This window comes from Brevundimonas sp. (assembly GCF_013823285.1).
GTDB lineage: Bacteria > Pseudomonadota > Alphaproteobacteria > Caulobacterales > Caulobacteraceae > Brevundimonas.
Genome location: NZ_PNLV01000139.1, coordinates 1 through 5,437, shown reverse-complemented (window position 1 = coordinate 5,437; position 5,437 = coordinate 1). Strand labels below are relative to the sequence as shown.

At 69.0% G+C, this 5,437-nt stretch carries 6 protein-coding genes; 4 read left to right on the top strand and 2 right to left on the bottom strand.

All coding sequences use genetic code 11. The features are described 5' to 3' along the window. On the bottom strand, positions 1 to 416 hold a 416-nt coding region (locus C0461_RS13305), incomplete at its 3' end, for a hypothetical protein (protein ID WP_292107682.1). 213 nt (positions 417 to 629) lie between these two features. Between C0461_RS13305 and C0461_RS13300 the strand changes: the two genes are divergently transcribed. Next, positions 630 to 1,328: a carboxypeptidase-like regulatory domain-containing protein gene (locus C0461_RS13300; RefSeq protein ID WP_292107681.1), complete on the top strand. Its 699-nt coding sequence runs from the start codon at positions 630 to 632 to the stop codon at positions 1,326 to 1,328. Positions 1,329 to 1,947: 619 nt separating this feature from the next. Beyond that, the gene (locus C0461_RS13295; RefSeq protein WP_292107680.1) at positions 1,948 to 2,166 is read left to right on the top strand and encodes a hypothetical protein; all 219 of its coding nucleotides are present in this window, start codon (positions 1,948 to 1,950) and stop codon (positions 2,164 to 2,166) included. A 62-nt stretch (positions 2,167 to 2,228) separates the two neighbouring features. Here C0461_RS13295 and C0461_RS13290 read toward each other — a convergent pair whose 3' ends face one another. After that, complete coding sequence (locus C0461_RS13290; protein WP_292107678.1) at positions 2,229 to 3,632, bottom strand: helix-turn-helix domain-containing protein; 1,404 nt, start codon at positions 3,630 to 3,632, stop codon at positions 2,229 to 2,231. 157 nt (positions 3,633 to 3,789) lie between these two features. On the opposite strand from C0461_RS13290, the gene aceA reads away from it, so the two are divergent. Further along, positions 3,790 to 5,073 carry an isocitrate lyase gene (aceA, locus tag C0461_RS13285; protein ID WP_292107677.1) on the top strand — a complete coding sequence of 428 codons (1,284 nt, stop codon included), beginning with the start codon at positions 3,790 to 3,792 and terminating at the stop codon, positions 5,071 to 5,073. Positions 5,074 to 5,084: 11 nt separating this feature from the next. Continuing rightward, a complete protein-coding gene (locus C0461_RS13280; RefSeq protein ID WP_292107676.1) occupies positions 5,085 to 5,294 on the top strand; it encodes a hypothetical protein in 210 nt (69 codons plus the stop codon). Positions 5,295 to 5,437 lie beyond the last annotated feature (143 nt).

Below are 5,437 nucleotides of genomic sequence, written 5' to 3'. Positions count from 1 at the left end.
GCATAGGGCACGAGCGGCTTCAGCTCCTTGTAGAGGCGCAGCCAGCCGCGGGCCTGGATCAGCTGCCCGGCGGCCACGGCGGCCTGGACGTAGGACCAGCATTTGTCGACCATCTGCGAGGTGGTGAGGGGCGTCCCCGATGGCGCCTCCGGCGCTTCGGGGATGACAAGGGGGTCGTTCTGCGCCGGCGGGGAGGGCGGCGGGTCCGGGGTGATGAAGGGGGCGGGCTGGTCGGCGCGGCGCCAGCCCTCCTTGCGGGCGCGGTAGCGGAAGGTGCGCAGGCTGAGGCCGTGGCGTTCGCACACCTCGGGCGCGCCGCCCCCGGCCAGATAGTCGGCCTTGGCGGCGGCCCAGCGGGCGCGGGCTTTTGCGGTGTCGAAGACGGGCGGGCTGTCAGGCAGATATCGAATGGACATCCCGCCAGTGTGAGGCGCCCACGGGCAGCGGGATGAAACAGGCCGAATTTCGAGGGCCGGGCCTTGTTTTACAACGGATTGGCGCCGGGAAATGGGGGGATTAACGGGTCGGTCGAGGCGGCCGCGCCTGTGTTCCCTGACAGGTTCCGTATGTCGCCATCATGGCGCGCCGGGATAGGCTGACGGCTCTGGTGATCGCGAGGAACGGCGGGCATGGGGAATTCGGCGGTGAAGGGCCTGGCGGCGCTCGTGGCCTGTCTGGGCCTGACAGCCTGCATCACCCAAAGCGACGGGGTGCTGGCGCCGGACACGCGGGGCGTCGTGATCCATGCCGGAACGGGTCAGCCGGTGGAAGGGGCGCAGGTGCGTCATGCCCGCCCCGACGACGGGCCGACGGTGGTTACGGGGGCGGACGGCGGCTTCACCCTGGAGGGCCGCACCCGGAGGCGTCTGATCCTCACCCATCCGCTGGGCGGCGGAGTGTTTCGCGACGCGCGACAGGTGCGGGTCTCCGCGCCGGGTCTGGCGGACGGCTACGCCACCGCCGGCTTCGTCAACAGCTGGTCGGGGCCGGGCCCGACCCTGTACGTCGTGCCGGTGCTGATGTTTCCGGCCGACGCCGATGAAACGCCGCTGCACGCCCTGATGCGCGACTGCATCCAGCGGCCCGACCAGCATCACGCGGTGCATGTGGCGGCCTATATGGGGCGCCTCGATCGCCACAGCCCGCCGGACTGGATGGACGCCGACGCCGTGGAGGGTCTGATCGAACATCTGGATCGCGTGCTGCCGTTTTCTGGCTTTGACGCCTGCGCGCAGGGGGAGGCGGCCAGGGCCCTGTTCTCGGCCCAGATGGCGCCCCTGAGGGCGATGGAAACGCAGCGGACCATCGTGATGCCGCGCCCGGAGTGACCGGGAGGGTTTCTGGCGCATGCGGCGGGGCGGAGGTTCGCTTGCCGGAGTTCGGGGTGTGACTGCTCACGACCCGGAGCGGACCTTCAAAACGACCGCTCATAAGCAACAGTTTATCCTGTGGCGAAGCTGGCGGGTGATGCCTACCTTAGACGAGATGAGCCAGGCGCAGCATCACGGCGATACCCTATGACCGCCTCAGCGCGTTTGTTAGGTGCGTGTCGCGCCCTGCTTGCCGCTTTGGTGATCTGCACCAGCTTCGCATCCGGCCCCTCAGTCGCTCATCCGGCATTCGAGTATAGCGGCAACCCGAGCCAGCCAACTGCCCCACCCCGGGCCAGAATGCTCGGGGCGCCGGCGGGGGCAAGTCGCGACTCCAAGCTCGCCGCACCAGCTTCCGTTACGGCGCTTCGCGTCGTGGCGGATACTGGCCTATGTCTGGACCGAGGGCGACTAAAGTACGGAATTCCAGCCTCTGGGCTCGTCCACAGCCCGGCTTTACCCGACTTTGAGGCTACCGGCCCGCCCGCGACGGACAACTCTCAAACCGCCTGACCCAAGGGGTCTTTTCAAGGTCATGTCCGGCCAACTGCCGGACGGAGAGAGCCGGAGTGCATCCATGGCTGAATTCGTAATCATCGTCGTCATCATCCTGGCGACGGGGCCTCTGACAATCCGGGGTCTTCGTTTCGCAAGGAAACATCGCGGCATGGCGCATGGCGCGGCGGCGCTGCTGCTGTTGTTTGGTGTGAACGCGAGCGCTGTTCCTCCGCCGCCCCCGCGAGCGGAGTTTGTCCAACGGGCAGAGGAGGAGGCTGAGGACGACGAGCCAAGGTGACTGTCCAGGTGGCGGTGGGGTGACGTCCGCAATCCACCCTTGGCCGAAGTTCCGATGGCCCACTACCCCGCCGCGAACGGATAGGGGCTGACCGACTTGGCCCAGTCGTCCACGGTGAGGGGGCGGCCCTGGGGCGGTTCGGCGCGTTGGGGGCAGGGGTGGCGGTCGCACAGGCGGCAGGCGGGGCCGATGCCGGTGACCTCCGGCGCGTCGAGGTTCAGGCCGCGGGCGTGGATCAGGCGGTGGGCGTGTTTCAGCTCGCAGCCGAGGCCGACGGCCAGATCGTGGTCGTGGGTGCCCTGACGCGGGACGGTGCGAGCCAGGGTGAACCAGCGCTGGCCGTCGGGGGTCTCCACGATCTGGGTCAGGACGCGGCCGGGGGAGCCGAAGGCGTCGTGCAGGCGCCAGCGGGGGCAGCCGCCGCCGAACCGGGCGAAGGGGAAGGCGGCGGAGGCGTAGCGCTTGGACACATTGCCCGCCCGGTCGACGCGGATGAAGAAGAAGGGCACGCCGCGCGCCGTGGGCCGCGACAGGGTGGTCAGGCGATGGGCCGCCTGTTCGAACGAGACGCCGAAGCGGGCGCACAGGCGGTCGATGTCATAGCCGCTTTGCTCGGCCAGGGTCTGGAATGCGCCGTAGGGCATGAGGATGGCGCCGGCCAGGGTGTTGGCCAGGGACACCTTGAGCAGGCGGGCCGAGGCCGGGTCCGGCGGGGCGGCCTGATCCACCAGGGCCTGAAGCTCGCCGCCGTGCTCCATCAGGCCCAGCTGATAGGCCAGGGCGAAGGCGCGGGAGGCGGGGGACAGCACCTCGGAGACCAGCAGCCGCTTGCGGTGCGGATCGAAGCGGCGGGTCCACTCCACCATCACCTCGGCGGGCATGACGCGCACGCCCATGTCGTGGCGGGCCTTCAGGCGCTCGCGGATCAGGGCCTCGGGCCCGGCGGTGTGGAGGGTCGCGGGGTCGGGGGCCAGATCGTTGTTGAGCGCCTCGCCCATCAGGTCCAGTTCGGGGAAGTGGTTGCGGCGGGCCTGGATGTGGTCGCGGACCCAGTCGGCGGGGCCGGCGGTCTCGGCGGCCGGAGCGGCGGGGCGGCCCTGCGACAGGGCGCGGTACAGGCGCACCACCGCGTCGGCGGCGCCGGGCAGGTCCTCGGCCAGCTGCAGGATCTCGTGGCGCGGGATGGGGATGCCCTGGAACAGGGGGTCGGCGAAGACCTCGGCCAGGGCCGCCTCGCCGCCGGGCCCGGTCTGGCCGCCGAAGGCCCGCAGGTCCACGTCATAGGTCTCGGCCAGCCGCAGCAGCAGTTGCGCCGAGACGGGGCGCTGGTTGCGCTCGATGTGGTTCAGATAGCTGGGCGAGACCCCCAGGTCGGCGGCCATGGCGGTCTGGGACAGGGCGAGCTCGCGCCGCAGCCGCTTAAGGCGGCCGCCCAGAAACAGTTTGCGGTCGGCGTCGTCGCTCATTCGGTCATGATGTCATGAAGTGGCTGACAAAAGCCAGTCACGATGTGACCAATAAGCGCGAAATACGGGCGTGCAGCGGTTACAATCCAGGCGCTCGCATGTTTTCTGAGCAGCGACGCGGCGACGAGGCCGCTGGATCGGTTGTCGGAGACACATCATGACCACTTTCGCGGAACTGGTTCCGGGCGCCCCCGCGGGGCGGTTCGACGGGATCGAGCGTCCCTATGGCCCCGAGGAGGTGGAGCGCCTGCGCGGCTCCTTCCCCATCCAGCACACCCTGGCCGAGCGGGGCGCCAATCGCCTGTGGGAGCTGCTGCACACCGAGCCCTTCATCAACGCCCTGGGCGCCGTGACCGGCAATCAGGCCATGCAGATGGTCCGCGCGGGGCTGAAAGCCATCTATCTGTCCGGCTGGCAGGTGGCGGCGGACGCCAACACCGCCTCGGCCATGTACCCGGATCAGTCCCTGTATCCGGCCAATGCGGCGCCGGAGCTGTGCCGCCGCATCAACCGCACCCTGCAGCGCGCCGACCAGATCGAACACGGCGAGGGCGGGGCGAAGCGGGACTGGTTCGCCCCGATCGTGGCGGACGCCGAGGCCGGCTTCGGCGGCCCGCTGAACAGCTTCGAGATCATGAAGGCCTTCATCGAGGCGGGCGCCGCGGGCGTTCACTTCGAGGACCAGCTGGCCTCCGAGAAGAAGTGCGGCCATCTGGGCGGCAAGGTGCTGATCCCCACCCAGGCCCATGAGCGCAACCTGATCGCCGCGCGTCTGGCCGCCGACGTCATGGGGGTTCCGACCCTGACCGTGGCGCGCACCGACGCGGAGAGCGCCCAGCTGATCACCTCGGACGTGGACGAGCGGGACCATCCCTTCATCGACCGCGAGAACCGTACGCCGGAGGGCTTCTTCCGCCTCAAGGCCGGCACGGGTCTGGACCACTGCATCGCGCGGGGTCTGGCCTATGCCAAATACGCCGACCTGCTGTGGTGGGAGACCTCGCACCCGGATCTGGACGACGCCAGGAAGTTCGCCGAGGCGATTCAGAAGGCGCATCCCGGCAAGCTGATGGCCTACAACTGCTCGCCCTCGTTCAACTGGGAAGCCAAGCTGGACAAGGCGACCATTGCGAAGTTCCAGCGCGAGCTGGGCGCCATGGGCTACAAGTTCCAGTTCGTGACCCTGGCCGGGTTCCACAGCCTGAACAACGGCATGTTCGAGCTGGCCTCCGGCTATCGCGACCGGGGCATGGCGGCCTATTCGGAGCTGCAGCAGCGCGAGTTCGCCAATGAGGCGTCGGGCTACACCGCCACCCGGCACCAGCGCGAGGTGGGCACCGGCTATTTCGACCAGGTGGCCATGACCATCTCGTCGGGGAACTCGTCCACCACCGCCCTGAAGGATTCCACCGAGACCGCCCAGTTCGTGGCGGCGGAGTAAGGAGCACCATCATGACCGAGATCAGAAGCGCCGACGCCATCATCGACTTCTGCCTGGCCCCGCTGGCGCTGGACGGCAGCAGCGCCGCCGAGCGGGAGGTGCGCCGCCGCATGGCCCATGTGATCAAGACCTATCAGGCCCGCATCCCCCAGCCGGTGGCCGTGGACTTCAACGCCATGCCGCCGCTGGTGATCAACGAAGCCGCGCACGGGTATGAGTAGAACTCCCTTCTCCCGATGGGAGAAGGGGGAACCCGCGCACCGGAGCGCTTCAGCGATCCGGTCCTTGCGCGGGGGATGAGGGTCGGGTGGTTCGGCAAGGAAACACCGGACCCTCACCCTGCGCGCGAAGAAGCGGTCTGCTG